This is a genomic window from Streptomyces sp. NPDC058697, assembly GCF_042715345.1.
In the GTDB taxonomy this organism is placed as follows: Bacteria; Actinomycetota; Actinomycetes; order Streptomycetales; family Streptomycetaceae; genus Streptomyces; species Streptomyces liliifuscus.
In genome coordinates, this window is sequence record NZ_JBHXSU010000001.1 from 651,030 (window position 1) to 666,428 (window position 15,399).

At 71.9% G+C, this 15,399-nt stretch carries 16 protein-coding genes; 11 read left to right on the forward strand and 5 right to left on the reverse strand.

Annotation, left to right across the window (positions count from 1 at the left end):
• The first annotated feature begins 30 nt into the window (after nt 1-30).
• Together ACFWXQ_RS02845 and ACFWXQ_RS02850 are read left to right on the forward strand one after the other, a co-directional pair.
• Nucleotides 31-594 carry an NAD(P)H-dependent oxidoreductase gene (locus ACFWXQ_RS02845; RefSeq protein WP_384093669.1) on the forward strand — a complete coding sequence of 188 codons (564 nt, stop codon included), beginning with the start codon at nt 31-33 and terminating at the stop codon, nt 592-594.
• A 163-nt stretch (nt 595-757) separates the two neighbouring features.
• Nucleotides 758-1,612: an HAD family hydrolase gene (locus ACFWXQ_RS02850; RefSeq protein ID WP_383952830.1), complete on the forward strand. Its 855-nt coding sequence runs from the start codon at nt 758-760 to the stop codon at nt 1,610-1,612.
• Nucleotides 1,613-1,637: 25 nt separating this feature from the next.
• Here ACFWXQ_RS02850 and ACFWXQ_RS02855 read toward each other — a convergent pair whose 3' ends face one another.
• Nucleotides 1,638-2,519: an LLM class F420-dependent oxidoreductase gene (locus ACFWXQ_RS02855; protein ID WP_383952854.1), complete on the reverse strand. Its 882-nt coding sequence runs from the start codon at nt 2,517-2,519 to the stop codon at nt 1,638-1,640.
• 234 nt (nt 2,520-2,753) lie between these two features.
• On the opposite strand from ACFWXQ_RS02855, the gene ACFWXQ_RS02860 reads away from it, so the two are divergent.
• From ACFWXQ_RS02860 to ACFWXQ_RS02875, 4 genes are all read left to right on the forward strand, one after another.
• Nucleotides 2,754-4,196, forward strand: a complete 1,443-nt coding sequence (locus tag ACFWXQ_RS02860; RefSeq protein ID WP_383952856.1) for an amidase — start codon at nt 2,754-2,756, stop codon at nt 4,194-4,196.
• A 10-nt stretch (nt 4,197-4,206) separates the two neighbouring features.
• Nucleotides 4,207-4,425: a hypothetical protein gene (locus ACFWXQ_RS02865; RefSeq protein ID WP_383952832.1), complete on the forward strand. Its 219-nt coding sequence runs from the start codon at nt 4,207-4,209 to the stop codon at nt 4,423-4,425.
• 145 nt (nt 4,426-4,570) lie between these two features.
• On the forward strand, nt 4,571-6,073 hold the full coding sequence (locus ACFWXQ_RS02870) for an SPFH domain-containing protein (RefSeq protein ID WP_383952834.1): 1,503 nt from the start codon (nt 4,571-4,573) through the stop codon (nt 6,071-6,073).
• A gap of 137 nt (nt 6,074-6,210) precedes the next feature.
• The gene (locus ACFWXQ_RS02875) at nt 6,211-6,657 is read left to right on the forward strand and encodes a type II toxin-antitoxin system PemK/MazF family toxin (protein WP_383952836.1); all 447 of its coding nucleotides are present in this window, start codon (nt 6,211-6,213) and stop codon (nt 6,655-6,657) included.
• Here ACFWXQ_RS02875 and ACFWXQ_RS02880 read toward each other — a convergent pair.
• The gene (locus tag ACFWXQ_RS02880; RefSeq protein ID WP_383952838.1) at nt 6,642-7,532 is read right to left on the reverse strand and encodes a TIGR02452 family protein; all 891 of its coding nucleotides are present in this window, start codon (nt 7,530-7,532) and stop codon (nt 6,642-6,644) included. The two genes, ACFWXQ_RS02875 and ACFWXQ_RS02880, sit on opposite strands and share 16 nt — an antisense overlap.
• A gap of 257 nt (nt 7,533-7,789) precedes the next feature.
• Here ACFWXQ_RS02880 and egtA point away from each other — a divergent pair, with 257 nt between their 5' ends.
• The 5 genes from egtA to ACFWXQ_RS02905 all read left to right on the forward strand — a co-directional run bounded on the left by egtA (nt 7,790) and on the right by ACFWXQ_RS02905 (nt 12,557).
• Complete coding sequence (egtA, locus tag ACFWXQ_RS02885; protein WP_383952840.1) at nt 7,790-9,124, forward strand: ergothioneine biosynthesis glutamate--cysteine ligase EgtA; 1,335 nt, start codon at nt 7,790-7,792, stop codon at nt 9,122-9,124.
• The gene (gene egtB, locus ACFWXQ_RS02890; RefSeq protein ID WP_383952842.1) at nt 9,121-10,467 is read left to right on the forward strand and encodes an ergothioneine biosynthesis protein EgtB; all 1,347 of its coding nucleotides are present in this window, start codon (nt 9,121-9,123) and stop codon (nt 10,465-10,467) included. Before egtA ends, egtB begins: the two co-directional genes overlap by 4 nt.
• On the forward strand, nt 10,467-11,258 hold the full coding sequence (egtC, locus tag ACFWXQ_RS02895; protein ID WP_383952844.1) for an ergothioneine biosynthesis protein EgtC: 792 nt from the start codon (nt 10,467-10,469) through the stop codon (nt 11,256-11,258). Before egtB ends, egtC begins: the two co-directional genes overlap by 1 nt.
• Entirely contained in the window at nt 11,255-12,217 is a 963-nt protein-coding gene (egtD, locus tag ACFWXQ_RS02900) for an L-histidine N(alpha)-methyltransferase (protein ID WP_383952846.1), read from the forward strand. The genes egtC and egtD overlap by 4 nt, the downstream gene beginning before the upstream one ends.
• Nucleotides 12,218-12,341: 124 nt before the next feature.
• Nucleotides 12,342-12,557 carry a dodecin gene (locus tag ACFWXQ_RS02905; RefSeq protein WP_189839283.1) on the forward strand — a complete coding sequence of 72 codons (216 nt, stop codon included), beginning with the start codon at nt 12,342-12,344 and terminating at the stop codon, nt 12,555-12,557.
• Nucleotides 12,558-12,603: 46 nt separating this feature from the next.
• Here the strand turns inward: ACFWXQ_RS02905 and ACFWXQ_RS02910 are convergent, their stop codons facing one another.
• From ACFWXQ_RS02910 to ACFWXQ_RS02920, 3 genes are all read right to left on the reverse strand, one after another.
• Nucleotides 12,604-13,119, reverse strand: a complete 516-nt coding sequence (locus ACFWXQ_RS02910; RefSeq protein WP_383952848.1) for a hypothetical protein — start codon at nt 13,117-13,119, stop codon at nt 12,604-12,606.
• A gap of 101 nt (nt 13,120-13,220) precedes the next feature.
• Complete coding sequence (locus ACFWXQ_RS02915; protein WP_383952850.1) at nt 13,221-14,189, reverse strand: TerC family protein; 969 nt, start codon at nt 14,187-14,189, stop codon at nt 13,221-13,223.
• Nucleotides 14,190-14,316: 127 nt separating this feature from the next.
• Nucleotides 14,317-15,168 carry a sulfite exporter TauE/SafE family protein gene (locus ACFWXQ_RS02920; RefSeq protein WP_383952852.1) on the reverse strand — a complete coding sequence of 284 codons (852 nt, stop codon included), beginning with the start codon at nt 15,166-15,168 and terminating at the stop codon, nt 14,317-14,319.
• Nucleotides 15,169-15,399: the final 231 nt, after the last annotated feature.

A 15,399-nucleotide genomic window follows, 5' to 3' on the forward strand; every position in this document is an offset into this window, starting at 1 on the left:
GGCAATGTTTCACCCCCCTTGGAGTTCCCCATGTCTGTTCGCATCCTCGCGCTCGTCGGCAGCCTCCGCGCCGGCTCCCACAACCGCCAGCTCGCCGAGGCCTCCGTCAAGCTCGCCCCCGAGGGCGCGGAGATCAACCTGTTCGAGGGCCTCGCCGAGATCCCCTTCTACAACGAGGACATCGACGTGGAGGGCAACGTCCCGGCCGCCGCCGCCCGGCTGCGCGAGGCCGCGGCCGCCGCCGACGCCCTGCTGCTCTTCTCGCCCGAGTACAACGGCACCATCCCGGCCGTCCTGAAGAACGCCATCGACTGGCTGTCCCGCCCGTACGGCGCCAGCGTCCTCAAGGACAAGCCCCTGGCCGTCGTCGGCACCGCCTTCGGCCAGTTCGGCGGCGTCTGGGCGCAGGACGAGACCCGCAAGGCCGCGGGCATCGCCGGCGCCAAGGTCCTTGAGGACATCAAGCTCTCCATCCCCGGCTCCGTGGTCCGCTTCGCCGAGACGCACCCGGCCGACGACGCCGAGGTGGCCGCCCAGCTCACCGAGGTCATCGGCCGCATCCACGGCGAGGCCGACGCGCCCGTCGCCGCCTGACGACAGGCGCAGGCTCCCGCGGCTCGCCGCAAGAGCGGGAGGGGGCCGGAACCGACCTGGTTCCGGCCCCCTCCCGTACGTTCGCCCGGTGGCCGCCTCCCGGCACCACCGGTTCCCACACCCCGGCCGGCCCCCGGCCCGGCCCGGAAGGCACCGGTTCACGATGACGACGACGCCCGACCCGGCCCCCGGCCCCGCCACGCCGCCGAAGCTCGTGGCCACCGACCTGGACGGGACGCTGCTGCGCAGCGACGGGACCCTCTCCGGGCGGACGGCGGCCGCGCTCACCGCGGCCGAGGCGGCCGGAATCCGCCTCGCCCTCGTCACCGGCCGTCCCCCGCGCGGCCTCCCCGCCCTGCACCGCGACATCGGCCGGCACTTCGCCGTCACCGCCAACGGCGCCGCCGTGTACGCGCCCGACGGCACGCCCGTGCGGCTGTCACCGTTCCCCGCCGCCTCCGTGGCCCCGCTCGTGGCGCGGGTGCGCGCGGCGGTGCCGGGTGTGTCCTTCGCCTTCGAGTACGAGACGGTCTTCGGCCACGAACCGGCGTACCCCGCCTGGTCGTACGGCGAGTCCGAGGTCGAACTCATCGGCAGCGCCGAGGAGTTGCTGGTGAGCAACCCCGAACAGCCGGTCCTCAAGATCCTGGCGCATCATCCGACGCTGTCGTTGCGCGACTTCCATGCGCGGGCACATGCCGGTGCGGGCACGGACGCCGAGACCACGCACTCCACGGGGCTGGCCCTCGTGGAGTTCAGCGCGCCGGGAGTCACCAAGGCCAGCGCCCTGACCGCCTGGAGCGCCGGACTCGGTATACGTACCGACGACATCGCCGCGTTCGGCGACATGCCCAACGATCTGCCCATGCTCAGGGCCGTGGGCCGTTCGTACGCCATGGCCAACGCCGATCCGTCGGTCAGGCGGGCGGCACGGTTCCACACCGCCTCGAACGACGAGGACGGGGTGGCCCGGGTGCTGGAACAGTTCGTCGCACTGGCACGCCACCAGCCCGCGTAGGGCCGCGCGCCAGAAGCCTTGTGGTTCAGCCGAGTTCGGACAGTCGCCCGACCACCGGGGCCACCCGCTGCTCGATCCACGCGGCCGGCTCGTCCACGCGCGGGCCGAGGATCACCGTCTCGATGCCGAGCTTGGAGTAGCCCTCCAACTCCCGGGTGAAGGCGTCGAGTTCGGCCTCGCCCCGCGGGTCTCCCGAGTGGGTGAGCGTCTTGTGGATGTCGGCGTACTCGCGCCCCACGGCGTCGCAGTGCCCGCGCAGGACGTCCAGCTTGTGCGCGACCTCCTCCGGGGCCGAGGCGAAGAGGTTGCAGGCGTCCCCGTACTGGGCGACCAGCCGGAGGGTCTTCTTCTCGCCTCCCCCGCCGATCATGATCCGCGGACGAGGAGTGCTCACCGGCGCCGGTACGCAGAGGGTCTCGGCAAGCCGGTAGTGCTTGCCCTCGAAGGGCCCGTCGGTCTCCGGGTCCCACATCTGCAGGCAGATCCGCAGTGTCTCCTCAAGGCGCTCGAAGCGCTCCGCGAGCGGCGGGAACGGCACTCCCAGGCCCTCGTGCTCGCGGCCGTACCAGGCCGCACCGATGCCCAGGGTGGCCCGGCCGCCGGACAGGACGTCGAGCGTGGTGGCGATCTTGGCGAGGAGTCCGGGATGGCGGTACGTCACACCGGTCACCAACGTGCCGAGCTGGACCGTGGAGGTGTGGGCCGCGAGGAAGCCGAGAGTCGTGTAGGCCTCCAGCATGTCGCTCTCGGCGCCGCCGTTGAACTCCATCTGGAAGTAGTGGTCCATGACCGACATCCAGCTCACGCCCGCCGCTTCGGCGGCGGCGCCCGCGGCGGCCAGCTCGGGACCGAGCGCGGCGGCGCCCCGGGGGTGGTTGAACCGGTTGATGTGTACGCCGACCCGCATGTCCGTCTCCGTCACCCTGGGCTCACCGCCGGACCGTCACCGACTGCCATGACCGTAGATCTTTGAGCGCGCTCGAAGTCAAGGTCCGACGCGCCGTCCGGCCGGCGGGAGCGGTGCCGTGGACGGGCGGATCGCCGTCCTGGCGAGGGAAGTTGCCCTTCCCGTACCGCTGGGCCCGTCTTGACGTTACCGTTCAGTAGACAACGCGCTCCCGGAGGTGGCCGTATGACTCCCGTGACTCCCGACCGTGCCGCGGGTCTCGCCGAGTGCGCCCGCGCCCTGGCCGAGGGAACGGTGTCCTCGCGGACGCTCGTCGAGGAGGCCCTCGCCCGGATCGAGGCCTCTCAGGGCACGCTGAACGCCTTCCGGCTGGTGCGCGCCGAGGCCGCGCTCGCCGAGGCCGACGCCGCGGACAAGGAGCTGGCGGCGGGCGAACGCCGACCCCTGCTCGGGGTGCCGGTTGCGGTCAAGGACGACATGGACGTGGCGGGCGAGCCGACCGCGTTCGGCTGCCGCGGGGAGTTTCCGCCGGTGGCCGAGGACGGCGAGGCGGTGCGACGGCTGCGGGCGGCCGGGGCCGTGGTCGTCGGCAAGACCAACACCTGCGAGTTCGGGCAGTGGCCCTTCACCGAGGGGCCTGCCTTCGGTGAGACCCGCAACCCGTGGCACACCGGGCACACGCCGGGCGGTTCGTCCGGCGGTTCCGCGGCCGCGGTCGCGGCCGGCCTGGTGCCCGCCGCGCTGGGCTCGGACGGCGCGGGCTCGGTGCGGATCCCGGCCTCCTGGACCCATCTGATCGGCATCAAACCGCAGCGCGGCCGCATCTCGACCTGGCCGCGCGCCGAGTCCTTCCACGGCATCACGGTCAACGGCACACTCGCCCGTACGGTCGAGGACGCCGCGCTGCTCCTGGACGCGGCGAGCGGCAGCCACGAGCGCGATCTGCACCGCCCGCCCGCGCTGCGCGTGTCGGACGCGGTGGGCCGGGAGCCCCGCAGGCTGCGCATCGCGCTCTCACTGAAGCCGCCGTTCACGGCACTGCCCGCCCGGCTGCGGCCCGACGTACGCGACCGGGTCCTCGCGCTCGCAGAGCGGCTGGCCTCGCTCGGCCACGAGGTGGAGGAGGCCGATCCGCCGTACGGGCAGATCGGGCTGGCCTTCATCCCGCGCGCCACGGCCGGGATCGCCGAGCGGGTCCGCGAGACACCCCATCCCGCCCTGCTCGACCGCCGCACCCTGGAAGCCGCCCGACTGGGCAGGCTGCTCGGCGGGGCCCCGCTGCGGCTGGCCCGGCGCGCCGAGGCGAGGCTGCACCGGCGCATCGGCGCGCTCTTCGACACGTACGACGTGGTGCTCGCGCCGACCACCGCCGCTCCCCCGCCGCGCATCGGCGCCCTGCACGATCTGAGTGGCTTCGGCACCGACCGGGCCATGATCGCCGCCTGTCCGTACGCCTGGCCGTGGAACGTGCTGGGCTGGCCCGGCGTCAACGTCCCCGCGGGGTTCGTCGACGGCACCCTGCCGGTGGGCGCGCAGCTGCTCGGGCCCGCGAACAGCGAGCCGCTCCTGGTGTCGCTGGCCGCGCAGCTGGAGGCGGACCAGCGGTGGTACGAGCGTTGGCCGAGCGGTGAAGTGGACGGCGCCGTACCTGATTTCGGGGCGCCTGCCGGCCCGTAGTCTGGGGACCATGGACGACGCGTCGATGGTGGGCCTCATGGGACGGGTGACCGGCACGATCGGGCCGGGGCTCGTCGGCGAGGTGATCGTCCGGGTCCGCGGCGGCGCCGAGCACTTCCTCGCCTATCCCGCCTCCCCGAAGGACCGCATCGAGTCGGGCACGGTGGTGATGGTGGTGGAGTACCTGCCGCCCCGCACGGTGTACGTGTCGGCGGCGTACGACGGTTGAGCCGGCCAGGGGCGTCCGTGCCATGTGAGCGTGTCGTGCTCGTCAAGGATGCGCCAAAGAGTCGTCAGCGTCTGTACCGCCGGGCCCGACCGGGCGCACACTCCGTTCGTTCGGTGCCGAAAGGGCACCATCCCACAGGGGGCGAATGCCGATGGTTGTCGGCGTCGTGGCGGGGGCAGCGGTCCTCGCGCTCATATTCATCGTCGTGGTCTTCAAGCTCATGTGGCGTGTCGCCGAGCCCAACGAAGCACTGATCATCTCCGGTTCGAAGCACCGCACCGAAGGCCTTGAGGAGGGCATGGGCTTCCGTATCGTCACCGGGCGCGGCACGCTCGTGCTGCCGGGCGTCCAGGCGGTGCGCAAACTCTCGCTCGACCTCAACGAGACCGAGCTGTCCGTGGACTGCGTGACCCACCAGGGCATTCCGCTCAAGGTGCGGGGCGTGGTCATCTTCAAGGTGGGCGACGACTTCGTGTCGATCGCCAACGCGGGCCGCCGCTTCCTCGATCAGCAGAAGCTGATGTCGGAGCGGGTGCACAACGTGTTCGCCGGTCATCTGCGGTCCATCGTCGGCGGGTTGACCGTCGAGGACATGATCCGCGACCGCGAGAAGCTCACCGGGCAGACCCGCGCCGCGTGCGGTACGGAGATGGAGAAGCTGGGACTGATCGTCGACTCGCTGCAGATCCACGAGATCGAGGATCCGACGGGCTACATCAAGAACCTGGCCATGCCGCACGCGGCGGCCGTGCAGCGGGACGCCCGGATCGCGCAGGCCGAGGCCAACCGGCGGGCCACCGAGGCCGAACAGCAGGCCGCCGCGCGGATGTCGGAGGCTACCCGGGACAGCGAGATCCTCCAGGCCGGATACCAGGCGGAGCGCGACAACGCCTCCGCCAAGGCCCGGCAGGCCGGACCGCTCGCCGACGCGGCGGCGCGGCAGGAGGTCGTGGTCCAGGAGACACGTGTCGCCGAGCTGGAGGCGCACCGCCGTGAGCAGCAGCTCCAGGCGGACGTCCGCAAGCCCGCGGACGCGAAGGCGTACGAGAAGCGCACGCTGGCCGAGGCGGAGCGCGATGTCCGGATCTCCGCGGCGCAGGCCAAGGCCAAGGAGACGGAGCTCGCGGCCGCGGCGGAGGCGACCCGGGTCACGACGGCCGCGGGTGCCGAGGCCGAGGCGACCAGGGCGCGGGGTTCGGCCGCCGCGACCGCCACCCGTGCGACGGGTGAGGCCGAGGCTGCCGCCCAGCAGGCCAAGGGTCTTGCGATCGCCGAGTCCACGCGGGCGAAGGGGCTCGCTGAGGCCGAGGCCATCAAGGCGCGGGCCGCCGCGCTGGCGGAGAACCAGGAGGCCGTTGTCGCGCAGCAACTTGCCGAGAACTGGCCGGAGATCGTGAGGGCCGGGGCGGGGGCGTTCGGGAACGTTGAGCACATGGTGTTGCTGAACGGGGCCGATGGGATGTCCGACATGTTCGCCAAGGCTCTGACGATGGGCGGTACGGGGTTGGGGCTGGCTCGGCAGTTGCTGTCGTCGATGGGTCAGGAGCAGAACGGGCAGGCCGGCAAGGACGGTTCGGCGGTGAACGGGTATGCGGCTCCGCCGGCTGGTCCTGCTTCGCAGAAGGTTCCGGTGGATGGGGAGTCGTAGGACGGGTGGTGGCCGGGTGCGGGTTGGGGGTGGCTGAGCGCGCAGTTCCCCGCGCCCCCAAGAAGGCAGTTGCCCGCGGCCCTGACCAAAAGGGGTGCGCGGGCCGCCGCGCTGGGGCGCGCGTTAGCGTGTGCCCTGTGACTGCCTCTGCCGAGCAAGACGTTCCCGGTCGCGCCGGGCCCTCCGCCACCGTCGAAGCGGATCCTCGCCGTGTGGGTCAGGTGCGTACCGAGTACTCGCCCGCGCACGACGGGGATCCGGATCCGGGCGAGATCGTGTGGACGTGGGTGCCCTTCGAGGAGAACGACGGGCGGGGGAAGGACCGGCCGGTGCTGGTCGTCGCCCGGGAGGCCGCCGGGACGTTTCTCGCCGTGCAGCTGTCGAGCAAGCGGCACGACGGCGACCGGGAGTGGGTGCCGATCGGCAGCGGGCCGTGGGACCGGTCGGGGCGCGACTCCTGGGTGGACGTGGACCGGGTGCTGCGGCTGCACGAGAAGGGGATGCGCCGGGAGGCCTGCGCGCTGGACCGGATGCGGTTCAACTCGGTCGTGCACCGGCTGCGGGAGCGCTACGGCTGGCGCTGAGCCGCCTTTGCCTCCAGGACGTCCAGGAACGCCCGCTCGAAGGCGCTGAGGACCACCGCGCCCTTCGTACGGTCGAGGACTCCGAACACGACGTGCTCGAAGGAGCCGGCGAACCGGCCGCCGTCCGTGAGCAGGGCGCGGAAGGCGCCCGCCACCTGCGCCGGGTCGTTCTGGAAGACGCCGCAGCCCCAGGCTCCGAGCACCAGCCGTCGGTAGCCGTGCGCCGCGGCCGTCTCAAGGACCCGCTCGGCCCGTGACGCGAGGGCGCCCGGCAGCTCGGGCGCGCGCTCCGGCACCGTGCGCAGGACCACTCCGGCGTTGGGCGCGGCGGCGGTCAGGAATCCGGCGGTGTACGGCTCGTCCAGGAGCTGTCCCCGGTCGTCGCGGAAGACCGGGACGGCGGGTGAGTGGATCACCCGATCGGTGTAGAAGGGGTCGCGGTGTGCCCGGTGGTGATCGTAGAACTCCCTGGCCTCCACCACGCACGCGTACAGCGCGGAGGCCCGGCACAGGGCCTCTTCCTGGGCCTGCGCGCCGTTCAGATAGCCACCGCCGGGGTTGCGGGCCGAGGCGAAGTTCAGGACCGCGACCGGGCCGGGCAGCCGGCGCGCCGCCTCCAGGCTGCTCTCGCCCGTGACCTCGAAGAACGTGTCCACCCGGCCGACCCGGGAAGGGGCCTCAGGGCTGGTCCGCGCCCGGGCCACTGGGCTGGTCGGCGGTGTCTCCACAGGCCCCGGCCCGTACATCCGCGTGCCCTGTCGCGCGGCGGCCACCGCCGCGGCGATCGACACCGTGCGTCCGTCGGACGCGTGGTACGAACCCGCCGCGACGATCTCCTCCGTCTGCCGCGCGATCCCGCGCAGGCGGGCGCTCATGGCGCCACCCCTGTACGCGCCATGATCGCGTCCCGCGCGATCTCCCCCGACTCCCCCGTCGCATCCCCCGTCGTGCTCATGAACGCATGGTGAGCGATCCTGGTATTGCGCCGCAACAGAGTTTCCCGGCCCCAAAAGCGACGATACGCACCCTTGTGCGAGGCGCCGTAAGGGTCTTGGGTGGGACGAGCGACTGTCGGCCCGGTCCATCCGAATCCGGGCCGGCGGCATGGATGGAATCTCAGGAGGATCCCGACATGTCCGATTCGGTGAGTGACTGTACGGAGCCCCGGCGCTCCGCCGTCACCGAGGCCGAAGTGGAGGCGCTGGTCCGCGGCATCTGCTTCAAGACCGGCCCACCACGATTCCTCGGTGTGGAACTCGAATGGCTCGTCCACGAGTCGCGGTCCCCGCGACTCCCCGTACCACCAGAACGTCTCGAAGCGGCCTACGCCGCACTGCGGGCCCTGCCCCTGAGTTCGGCGCTCACCGTCGAACCGGGTGGTCAGCTGGAGCTCAGCTCCGCTCCCGCCGCCTCCCTGATGGAGTGCGTGGGGTCCGTGTCCGCCGACCTCGACGCCGTACGCGCGGTACTGCGCGAGGCGGACCTGGCCCTCAGCGGCCTCGGCCAGGATCCCTGGAACCCGCCCACCCGCTTCCTCCATGACCCGCGCTACGACGCCATGGAGACCTACCTCGACCGCACGGGCCCCGAGGGCCGCGCCATGATGTGCACCTCCGCCTCCGTCCAGGTCTGTCTGGACGCCGGGTACGAGGAGCCGGGCCCGCTCGGGCACGGGCGGCGCTGGTGGCTCGCGCACCAGCTGGGCGCTGTCCTGGTGGCCGCGTTCGCCCACTCCCCGATGGCCTGCGGGGAGCCCACGGGCTGGCGCTCCACCCGGCAGTCCCTGTGGGCCGCGATGGATCCGGGCCGCTCGAGTGCCCCGCCCCTCGACGGTGATCCGCGGGCGGCCTGGGCCCGGCACGTCCTGGACGCGCCGGTGATGTGCGTCCGGGCGCCCAGCGGTCCCTGGAGCGTGCCGGAGGGGATGAGTTTCCGTGAGTGGACCCGCTCCGACGCTCCGCCCGACCGGGAGGACCTCGACTACCACCAGACGACCCTGTTCCCGCCGGTGCGGCCGCGCGGCCATCTGGAGCTGCGCATGATCGACGCGCAGCCGGGCGAGAACGGCTGGATCGTGCCGCTCGCCGTGACGGCCGCGCTGTTCGACGACGCGGAAGCCGCCGAGACCGCGTACCGGACGGTCAAGCCGCTCGCCGAGCGGGCCGGCTCGCTGCCCGCGCCGCGGAACCCGCTGTGGACGGCGGCCGCCCGCGCGGGTCTGACCGACCCCGAGCTGCGCGAGGCCGCCGTCACCTGTTTCGCGGCGGCCGCCGACGCCCTGCCCCGGATCGGCGCGAGCGCCGAGGTGCAGGAGGCGGTCGCGGAGTTCACCGACCGCTATGTGGCCAGGGGCCGCTGCCCCGCCGACGACATCCTCGACCACACCGACGGCACCGACCGACTGTTCAACGGAACGGACCTCCGGAGCACGGAACACCTGCTCCCCGGGAAGGACATCCGCACATGACCGACCCCGACATCCACTCCTCCCCCACCGACCCGGAGACGCTCAGGAAGCGCGCGCTGGCGGCGCTGACCACGGCCCGTGACCGCACCGCGCTCCTGACCTCCTGTGTGGAGGATCCCGAACTGACCGCCCAGCACTCGCCGTTGATGTCCCCGCTGGTGTGGGACCTCGCGCACATCGGCAACCAGGAGGAGCTGTGGCTGCTGCGGACGGTCGCCGGCCGTGACGCGATGCGGCCCGAGATCGACGGCATCTACGACGCGTTCGAGCACCCGCGCTCCGAGCGGCCCTCGCTGCCGCTGCTGCCGCCCGCCGAGGCCCGTAACTACGCGGCCGAGGTGCGCGGCCGGGCGCTGGACGTCCTGGAGAGCGCCTCGTTCCAGGGCACAGGCGCTCAGCTGACCGAGGCGGGCTTCGCCTTCGGCATGATCGCCCAGCACGAACAGCAGCACGACGAGACGATGCTGATCACCCATCAGCTGCGCAGGGGCCCGGCGGCACTGACCGCGCCCGACCCCATGCCCGACCCGGCGTTCAACGGACCGTCCGAAGTCCTGGTCCCCGGCGGCCCGTTCACCATGGGCACGTCCACCGAACCGTGGGCGCTGGACAACGAACGGCCCGCGCACCAGCGCCTCGTGCCGCCGTTCCACATCGACACGACTCCGGTCACGAACGGCGCGTACCAGGCGTTCATGGCGGACGGGGGCTACACCGACCCGCGCTGGTGGGCGCCGGACGGCTGGTCCCACATCCGGGCGCACTCCATCGAGGCGCCGCTGTTCTGGCGCCGCGAGGGCGGGCAGTGGCTGCGGCGGCGCTTCGGCGTCACCGAGCTCGTACCGGCGAACGAGCCCGTGCTGCACGTCAGTTGGTACGAGGCCGACGCGTACGCCCGCTGGGCGGGACGGCGGCTGCCCACCGAGGCCGAGTGGGAGAAGGCGGCCCGTCACGACCCGGTGGCCGACCGCTCCACGCGCTACCCGTGGGGCGACGCCGACCCGACGCCCGAGCACGCCAACCTCGGCCAGCGCCATCTGCGGCCGGCCCCCGCCGGCAGCTACCCGGAGGGCCAGTCCCCACTCGGCGTACGGCAGTTGATCGGCGATGTGTGGGAGTGGACGTCCAGCGATCTGCTCCCCTACCCGGGCTTCGCGGCCTTCCCGTACAAGGAGTACTCGGAGGTCTTCTTCGGGCCCGAGTACAAGGTGCTGCGCGGCGGCTCGTTCGCGGTCGACTCCGTGGCCTGCCGGGGGACGTTCCGCAACTGGGACTACCCGATCCGGCGGCAGATCTTCTCCGGGTTCCGTACCGCCCGGGACGCCGATCCGGAGACCGTCTGATGTGCCGTCATCTCGCGTTCCTGGGACCGGAGGAGCGGCTCGGCCGACTCCTCGTGGACCCGCCGCACAGCCTCTTCCGGCAGTCGTGGGCGCCCCGGCGGCAACAGCACGGGACCGTCAACGCCGATGGTTTCGGGATCGGTTGGTACGCCGAGGGCGATCCGGTGCCGGCGCGCTACCGGCGTACCGGGCCGATCTGGGGCGACCGTTCGTTCGCCGATCTGGCGCGGGTGGTGCGCTCGGGCGCGCTGCTCGCCGCGGTGCGCGACGCGACCGTGGCGAGCGCCGACGGGGAGGCCGCGGCGGCGCCGTTCGCCGCGGGTACCTGGCTGTTCAGCCACAACGGCGCGGTCGCGGGCTGGCCGGGCTCCCTGGCCCCGCTCGCCCGGACGCTGCCGGCCGAGGACCTGCTGTCGATGGAGGCGCGCTGCGACTCGGCGCTCGTCTGGGCGCTGGTCCTGAACCGGCTGCGCGGCGGCGACGAGGAGGGCCAGGCGCTCGCCGACACGGTCCTCGACGTCGCGGCGGCGGCCCCCGGTTCACGGCTCAACCTGCTGCTCACCAACGGCGAGGTGATCGCCGCCACCGCCTGGGGCGACACGCTCTGGTATCTGACCGAGCCCGGCCGGCGCACGGTCGTGGCGTCCGAGCCGTACGACGACGATCCGCACTGGCAGGAGGTGCCGGACCGCACTCTGCTGGCCGCGAGCCGCACGGACGTCCTGCTCACCCCGCTCAAGGACGTGGAAGAACACCTGGCATCCGCCCCACTCAAGGAGCCCAGTACGTGAGTCCGTTCCTCGTCACCCGCACCCTGCCCGAGGACGCAACCGACGCCGCCCTGCGCGCCGACGTCCTGCACGGCCTGACCCGCACCCCCAAGACGCTCCCGCCGAAGTGGTTCTACGACGCGCACGGCAGCGAGCTCTTCGAGAAGATCACCGAACTGCCCGAGTACTACCCCACGCGGGCCGAGCGCGAGATCCTCGTCGCCCGGGCCGCCGAGATCGCCGCGGTGACCGGCGCGCGGACGCTCGTCGAACTGGGCTCCGGGTCGTCCGACAAGACCCGTCACCTGCTCGACGCCATGCCCGGCCTGCACACGTACGTACCGGTCGACGTGAGCGAGAGCGCGCTCACCCAGGCCGGGCAGGCGCTGATCGCGGAGCGTCCCGCGCTGAACGTGCACGCGCTGATCGCCGACTTCACCGGCGGTCTCGCGCTGCCCGGCACGCCCGGCCCTCGGCTCGTCGCGTTCCTCGGCGGCACGATCGGCAACCTGCTGCCCGCCGAACGCGCCGCGTTCCTGGCGTCCGTACGCTCCCTGCTGTCGCCCGGCGACGCCCTGCTGCTCGGCACCGACCTGGTCAAGGACGAGTCGGTCCTCGTCGCCGCCTACGACGACGCGGCAGGGGTGACGGCCGCGTTCAACAAGAACGTGCTGACCGTCGTCGACCGCGAACTCGGCGCCGACTTCGACCCCGACGAGTTCAGCCATGTAGCCGTCTGGGACGCCGAGCGGGAGTGGATCGAGATGCGGCTGCGCGCCCGTTCGGCGCTGACCGTGAAGATCCCCGCGCTCGACCTCGCCGTGGACTTCGCGGAGGGCGAGGAGATGCGCACCGAGGTCTCGGCGAAGTTCCGTGAGGAGGGCGTACGTACGGAGCTGGCCGCGGCCGGTCTCGACCTCACGCACTGGTGGACGGACCCCGAGGGGAGGTTCGCGCTGTCGCTGAGCACGGCCCGGTGACCCGCACCGGGCGGGAACCCGTACGGACCCACGTCCCTCGGGCCTACATCTCGCGGTCCCCCGCCTCGTGCGGCACCGTGGAATGACGCGTGGCACACGGGCCACGGCGGAGAGGAGTACCCGCATGTCCGACCACACCTACCGGATCACCGAGATCGTCGGGAGCTCGCACGAGGGCGTCGACGAGGCGATCCGCAACGGCATCTCCCGGGCCTCGCAGACCCTGCGCAACCTGGACTGGTTCGAGGTCACCCAGGTCCGCGGCCAGATCGAGGACGGGCAGATCAAGCACTACCAGGTCGGCCTGAAGGTCGGCTTCCGCCTGGAGGACGCGGGCTGACCTCTGCGGAACCCCACCGCCGCGGCGAGCGGGAGGCGCGAACCCCTCAGGTCCGCCCCTCCCGCTCCTGCGCCACCTTCAACGCCTCGGACGCGGCTGCCCAGCGCGCCCGTACGACGGTGAAGCCGGCCCGCTCGGCGTCCTCGCACACGAACTCGTCGTCGTCCACGAGCACCCGGATCTCACGATCCCGGGCCAGCCCGCGGAGGATCTCCAGCTTGGTGCGCCGGGCGGGCCTGCGGTCGTCGTTGCGCCGCATCCGGATGCCGCCCTCGGGCAGGCCCTGCGCGACGAGCCAGGCCACCGTGTCCTTGCGGCAGCGCTCGGGCCGCCCGGTCAGATAGAGGATCTCGCACTCCCGCGCGTGCTCCAGCGCGAGGGCGACGCCCTCCGCGAGCGGCGGATCGTCGGGCGCCGCCGCGAAGAACGCGTCCCAGTCGCGCGGCTTGCGCTCCAGGAACTTCTGCCGGTGCGCGGTGTCGGCGAGGGTCCCGTCGAGATCGAATACGGCGAGGGGCCTGCGCGCGTCCGACCCGCGGCGCGGCTTGCTGCTGTTCGTCACTCGGCCCACCCTAGAGTCCGGTGCGGCGGCAGCGCCCCGACAGGGGCGCGGGGAACTGCGCGACCAGCCACGACGCACCCGCAGGTGACGAACCGGAGGATCTAGGACACAGGCCGCTCGGCCTCGACTTCCCGCTTCTTCGAGGCCCGCAGGCTGGTGAACGTCGTCACCGCGAGCACCAGGACGATGAAGCCGAGCGAGAACGGAATGCTGATCTCCGGGACGTGCACCCCGGACTCGTGCAGGGCATGCAGCACCAGCTTGACGCCGATGAACCCGAGAATGATCGACAGCCCGTACGAGAGATGGACGAGCCTCTTGAGCAGGCCGCCGATCAGGAAGTACAGCTGCCGCAGGCCCATCAGCGCGAAGGCGTTAGCGGTGAAGACGATGTACGGCTCCTCGGTGAGGCCGTAGATGGCCGGGATGGAGTCCAGGGCGAACAGCACGTCCGTGGAGCCGATCGCCAGCATGACCACCATCATCGGGGTCATCACCCGCTTGCCGTTCTGCTCGACCCACAGCTTGGTGCCGTGGTAGCGGTCGGCCACGCCGAAGCGCCGCTCGACCGCCTTGAGCAGCTTGTTCTCCTCGTACTCCTCGTCCCCGTGGCCCTTGCGGGCGTCCTGGACCAGCTTCCACGCGGTCCAGATCAGGAACGCCCCGAAGATGTAGAAGACCCAGGAGAACGTCGAGATGATCGCGGCACCGGCGGCGATGAAGATCGTGCGCAGCACCAGCGCCACCAGCACGCCGACCATCAGCACACGCTGCTGGTACTGGGCCGGCACCGAGAACTTCGCCATGATCAGCACGAAGACGAAGAGGTTGTCGACGCTGAGCGACTTCTCCGTGATGTAGCCGGCGAAGAACTCGCCCGCGGGGCCGCCTCCGTAGACCGCCAGCAGTCCGATCCCGAACGCCACCGCGAGGGCGACCCAGACCGCGCTCCAGATACCGGCCTCCTTGAGGGAGACCTCATGGGGTTTGCGGCCGATGAAGAAGTCCACGGCGATGAGCGCGCAGAGCACTGCGACAGACAGCGCCCACACGCCAAGGGAAACGTTCACTGTTCCTCCGGGGCTGATGGTGCGAACTGAAAGCGTTGTCAGACGTCAGGAGCAAAACCACCCCCAGAAGGTAAACAAACGCTCACGTCCGGGCATACGCACCGCACCGTCGCGACGGCGCACTCGTTCAGGTCGCGGTGGCCTCGCGCCACAGGCTCCATGCGAGTCCGAGGCCGGCGAGGGCGATCGCGATCCGTAGCGGTGCCTCGGGCAGGCGCCGTACGACGGCGGGTCCCATCCAGGCGCCCACGAAGCAGCCCAGACCGAGTGTGAGGGCCGCGCTCCAGTCGACCGGGGCGAGGAACGCGTAGGCGACGGCCGCGGTGACGTTGGCCGCGCCGGTGGCGATGTTCTTGACGGCGTTGGTCACCCGCAGGGGCTCAGTCCCGGACAGGGAGAGGACGGCCAGCATCAGGACGCCCGCCGCGGCGCCGAAGTAGCCGCCGTACAGGCCGACCAGCAGGACGGCGCAGGCCAGCGGGAGCTTCGGCAGGGAGTCCCGGCCGGGGTTGAGTCTCGCGGTCAGCCGTCGCAGGGGTTCGCGGGCCAGGATCAGGATCGAGCCGAGGGCTATGAGCCACGGTACGACCAGTTCGAACGTCGAGGACGGGGTGCCGAGGAGGAGGGCCGCGCCTATCGCGCCGCCCAGGGCCGCCGTGATGGCCAGGGGGACGAGTCGGGTGCGCCGGCCTCGGAGTTCCTCGCGGGAGCCGACCGCGGATCCGACCGTGTTGGAGAAGAGGGCGACCGTGTTGGTGACGTTGGCTGCCACCGGGGGGAGGCCTGCGGCCAGGAGGGCGGGGTAGCTGAACAGGGATGCCAGGCCGGCTATCGATCCGGCCAGTCCGGAGGCTATGCCTGCGGCGAGGAGGAGTGCGGCGGTGGGGGTCGGCTGGCCGGCGATCAGCGCTTGCACGTTGCCCTCTTGATCTTCGCGGGGTGCGGTGGCGTTCTGGCACGCCAGGCGTTGGCGTTCCATATTAGAGACGCCATCTGCATATACAGACGGCGGGTTCGTTTTTGCGTTGGCATCCCAGGGGGCTCGCGGCTTTTTTCGCCCCCGCCGCCCCTACCCATTCCCGTCCCTGCCTCAGGGGCTCCGCCCCCGAACCCCCGGTATCGCGCTACCGCGCTCGTCCTCAAACGCCGGACAGGCTAAGAGGCGGCCTCGCCCTCAAAGGCCGGACGGGCTGAGAGGTGGGTGGGAGCT

Coding starts and splice junctions, on each gene's coding strand:
- egtC (WP_383952844.1), top strand. CDS start 10,467: ATGTGCCGTCATCTCGCGTTCCTGGGACCGGAGGAGCGGCTCGGCCGA.
- ACFWXQ_RS02845 (WP_384093669.1), top strand. CDS start 31: ATGTCTGTTCGCATCCTCGCGCTCGTCGGCAGCCTCCGCGCCGGCTCC.
- egtA (WP_383952840.1), top strand. CDS start 7,790: ATGTCCGATTCGGTGAGTGACTGTACGGAGCCCCGGCGCTCCGCCGTC.
- egtB (WP_383952842.1), top strand. CDS start 9,121: ATGACCGACCCCGACATCCACTCCTCCCCCACCGACCCGGAGACGCTC.
- ACFWXQ_RS02865 (WP_383952832.1), top strand. CDS start 4,207: ATGGACGACGCGTCGATGGTGGGCCTCATGGGACGGGTGACCGGCACG.
- ACFWXQ_RS02880 (WP_383952838.1), bottom strand. CDS start 7,532: ATGAGCGCCCGCCTGCGCGGGATCGCGCGGCAGACGGAGGAGATCGTC.
- ACFWXQ_RS02920 (WP_383952852.1), bottom strand. CDS start 15,168: ATGGAACGCCAACGCCTGGCGTGCCAGAACGCCACCGCACCCCGCGAA.
- ACFWXQ_RS02850 (WP_383952830.1), top strand. CDS start 758: ATGACGACGACGCCCGACCCGGCCCCCGGCCCCGCCACGCCGCCGAAG.
- ACFWXQ_RS02870 (WP_383952834.1), top strand. CDS start 4,571: ATGCCGATGGTTGTCGGCGTCGTGGCGGGGGCAGCGGTCCTCGCGCTC.
- ACFWXQ_RS02905 (WP_189839283.1), top strand. CDS start 12,342: ATGTCCGACCACACCTACCGGATCACCGAGATCGTCGGGAGCTCGCAC.
- ACFWXQ_RS02855 (WP_383952854.1), bottom strand. CDS start 2,519: ATGCGGGTCGGCGTACACATCAACCGGTTCAACCACCCCCGGGGCGCC.